Source organism: Pseudomonas fluorescens, from assembly GCF_005938625.1.
Classification (GTDB): Bacteria; Pseudomonadota; Gammaproteobacteria; order Pseudomonadales; family Pseudomonadaceae; genus Aquipseudomonas; species Aquipseudomonas fluorescens_BD.
Map to the genome: position 1 here is coordinate 1 of NZ_VCNJ01000067.1, position 3667 is coordinate 3667.

General features: G+C 61.0%; 4 protein-coding genes. All 4 read left to right on the forward strand.

What is annotated here, in order from left to right; translation table 11 throughout:
* A partial coding sequence (locus FGA82_RS28070; RefSeq protein ID WP_141129614.1) for a phage tail tape measure protein occupies positions 1-1507 on the forward strand: 1507 nt, incomplete at its 5' end.
* Complete coding sequence (locus tag FGA82_RS28075) at positions 1504-1821, forward strand: DUF2590 family protein (protein ID WP_071173502.1); 318 nt, start codon at positions 1504-1506, stop codon at positions 1819-1821. The genes FGA82_RS28070 and FGA82_RS28075, both read left to right, overlap by 4 nt.
* The gene (locus tag FGA82_RS28080; RefSeq protein ID WP_141129615.1) at positions 1818-2993 is read left to right on the forward strand and encodes a baseplate J/gp47 family protein; all 1176 of its coding nucleotides are present in this window, start codon (positions 1818-1820) and stop codon (positions 2991-2993) included. The genes FGA82_RS28075 and FGA82_RS28080 overlap by 4 nt, the downstream gene beginning before the upstream one ends.
* On the forward strand, positions 2990-3514 hold the full coding sequence (locus FGA82_RS28085; protein ID WP_141129616.1) for a phage tail protein: 525 nt from the start codon (positions 2990-2992) through the stop codon (positions 3512-3514). The genes FGA82_RS28080 and FGA82_RS28085 overlap by 4 nt, the downstream gene beginning before the upstream one ends.
* The last annotated feature ends 153 nt before the right edge of the window (positions 3515-3667 follow it).

Genomic DNA, 3667 nt, shown 5'->3' on the forward strand with positions numbered 1-3667 from the left:
GGATGCGATGGGGAAGGGCGCGTGGGTGGAAAAGCTCGGCGGGCAAACGGCGCTGGCTGTGCAGCTGTTCCGTACCAGCGGCGCCGCGATGAAAGACGCCTTCAAGGAGGCCGGCGCGATCGCCACCACATCCGGCGTCGACCTTGCCGAACAGATGGCGGTGATCGGCACGCTGAGCAGCACCATGGAGGGCGGCGACGCCGGCGGACGCTATAAGGCGTTCTTTGAAAACATCGGCGCGGCGTCGGAAAAACTCGGCATGAAGTTCACCGATCAGCAGGGCAAAGTCCTGCCGATGATGGCGATTCTGGACAAGCTGCAGGGCAAGTTCGGTGATCTGACCAGCGCGTCAGCCGGGGCCAAGTTAATGGCGGCCTTCGGTGGCGAAGGCGCCCAGGTGATTGGCGCGCTGGCCAAGGACACCGATCGATTGCGCAACGGCATCGAGCAGTTGGGCAAGGTGCGCGGACTGGAGAACGCCGAGCAGATGGCCCGGGCCATGGTCGATCCGTGGCAACAGTGGGCGTCCCTGGTCGAGGTCATGCGGGTGGTGTTTGGCCAGGTGCTGATACCGGTACTGACGCCGTTCATGAGCAAGATGGTCGACATCGGTAAAACCCTGGTGCGCTGGTCGCAGCTGTTTCCCAACATCACCCGGGTGATCGGCATCACCGCATTGACCATCATGGCCATCGTCGGCGCCATGTCGTTGTTGACCGTCGTGGTCGGCGTTGCGCGGATGACCTGGCTGGGCCTGTTATCGGTGTGGAAGGTCGTGCAGTTGCTGAACCTGCGCACCGTTGCCGGTTTCGTCCTGCAGAAACTGGCAATCCTGGCTTACATGGCCGTGATCTACACGCTCAGCGCCGGCCTTGCCCTGGTACGCGGCGCCATGCTGCTGTGGCAGGGCGCGATCTGGCTGGTCAACGCGGCGCTGCAGGCCAACCCGATGGTGTGGATCGTGGTCGGTGTTCTCGCCCTGGTGGCCGTCATTGTCGCGGCGGTCTACTACTGGGACGAATGGACGTCCGCCCTGATGAACACGGCTGCGTTCCAGTTCGTCGCTGACAAGCTGCAGAAGCTATCCGACTGGTTTAACTCCATGGGCGGTTGGTCAGGCATGGCCAAGGCCGCATGGGACAGCATCGTCGGCATTTTTACCAAGGCCGTAAACGGCGTGATCGAGCTGCTGAACAGCATCCCGGGCGTGAACATCGAAGCGCGTTTCGGCGGAATGCCTGAAGTGCCCGGCGTCGATGCCGCGACCAATGCCGCCGACACCGCCAACGCGGCGCAGAAAGCCCAGCAGACCATCAACGCGGCAATCCCCAGCCTTTCACCGGCGCGCCCTTCAGCGGTGCCGCCCGGCGGCTTGCTGACCAGTATCCAGAACAACAACAGCAGCCAGAACAAGGGCACACATGTGGAGAACGTGAACATTCACACCAGCAAACCAATGAACCCGCTGGAGGTGGAAAACATGGTGGCTATGGCGGTCGGCGGATGAGCGAGTACGTAGACCTGTTGATCGTGAACAACGACCTGGCACTGGATCCATCCCACCAGCCGCTGTTGGTCGATGACCGCGCCTGCATCGCCCAGGACATCGCTCACATGATCCGCGACAGCGGGTTGTTGGTGACGCTGGTGGCCGAGCGCGATCGGCTGCGGCAGCGCGACTGCATCCAGCAACTGGAACTGTTGGTGGAGGACGACCAGCGCCTGGTGCCGGGCACGGCACGCATCACCCAGCAGGAACCAGGCGTGTACCTGGTCACTGCGAAAACCCTGAAATTTGGTTCGATTGAGGTAAGTCTGTGAGCCAGGTCGATTTTAAAAAGGTGATCGCCGACGCCGGCATACCGACCACCGAGGCCGGTTTGAAGTCTGCATGGGAAAAGGAAGTCGAAGCCCAAGGCGCGAAGGTGGCCAACACCAGCAGTTATTCGCCGTTCTGGCGGGTGATGACCGCGCTGGTGACCAAACCGGTGTTGTGGCTATTGGACTTTCTGTGCCTGACGGTGCTGCCGAATTTCTTTGTGAAAACGGCGGTGGATGCGTGGCTGGACATGCTTGCTTGGGCGGTCAACGTCGAGCGTAAAGGCGCCACCAAAGCGCAAGGGAAATTGCTGTTCACCCGCGCCTTACCGGACGGCGTCATGGAGCTGGAAAAGGGCATTGTGGTGCAGTCGGCCGCCATCAACGGCAACGTGTACAAACTGATTACCACGGCGCCGGCGACGTTCGTAGCAGGCCAGCTGCAGCTGGAAGTACCGGTGGAGGCGATCGAATCCGGCAGCGGTTTCAATCTCGCGCCGGGTTACTACGCTATCCTGCCGGTGCCCATCCCCGGCATTGTTCAGGTAGTGAACAAGGACGGTTGGCTGGAATCACCAGGTGCGGATCCGGAACCGAACGACCAGCTGCGTTTGCGCGTGCGCAACCAGTTCTCGGCCGTGAATCAGTGGCACACCGACGCGGTGTATCGCGCCATGATCTCGGCCTTTCCGGGCGTGCGTCCGGACGGCGTTTACTTCGAACACGGCGCACCGCGTGGCCCGGGCAGCGCGAATGCCTTTGTGTTGTTTGATGCAGGTGTGCCGGCGGCGACTTACCTGGAGCAAATCAATTCGCACATTCGCGACCAGGGCAACCATGGCCACGGCGATGATCTGCTGGCCATGGTGATGCCCGAAGTACCCGTGAGTGTTGCGATGACGCTCTGGCCGCAACCAAATTTGAGCGCGGAGCAGATCGACACGCTTAAAAGTGAGATCGAGCTATTCATCCGCGCCGCGTTTCGGGAAAGCACGCCCCGCGATTATCAGCCGACGCTGACTTATCCCCAGTCGCGTTTCAGCTTCAGTCGCCTCGCGGAAGAATTGCACCAGCAGTTTGCCGATATCGCCTCATTGCGGTTTACACCTGGCGTCGACATCACCAGCGGGTTGGACATTCCGCGCCTGACTTCGCTGAAGGTGAACCTGCAATGAACAAACTGAAACTGCCGTTCTGGCTGGGCGGTACCGAGCTTTCAAAGCTGGTCGCGGCTGCACAGGCGTGGTGGGAAACCGTCACGGGGTGGCTGCGCTGGCCCTACTCGCAGATCGATCCCGACAGCTGCCACATGAGCATCCTGGAGCTGTGGGCCTGGCAGCGGGACGTGACGCGCTTTCAAGGCGAACCGGAATCCCTGTTCCGGCTGCGGGTGAAATACGCCTTTATCAACTCGGTCGACGCCGGCAGCACTGCAGGCCTGAAGCGCATTTTCATGCGTCTTGGCGTGGGTTACGTCGAGATCGAGGAGCGCCAGCCCGACCGCGATTGGGACGTCGTGCTGCTGAAGTTCAGCAACGCTCAGTTGTCTTTGAACCCTGAACTGTTGCGCGTGCTGATCCAACAGTACGGCCGCACCTGCCGCCGTTATGACTTCGTGACCATCACCCCCGTGGGGCTGCAAATCGCCCTGATCGACTTCAACGACGACCAGCAAACGCTGGTTGCCAGCCTGTAGGAGCGCACCGTGAGCGCCAGTATTACTTTGGCCGGCGAAAGCCAGATTGCCCTGAAGCAAAGCCAGAAAAAGCCGCTGATCGTCAGCAAGTTCATCTTTGCCAACATCCCGCAGCTCAACCCGGAAAACCCAGTGGATCGAGCCGCCGGCAAA

What these genes read in the sequence shown, in the direction of transcription:
- FGA82_RS28075 (WP_071173502.1), top strand. Translation starts at nt 1,504, where the DNA reads ATGAGCGAGTACGTAGACCTGTTGATCGTGAACAACGACCTGGCACTG.
- FGA82_RS28085 (WP_141129616.1), top strand. Translation starts at nt 2,990, where the DNA reads ATGAACAAACTGAAACTGCCGTTCTGGCTGGGCGGTACCGAGCTTTCA.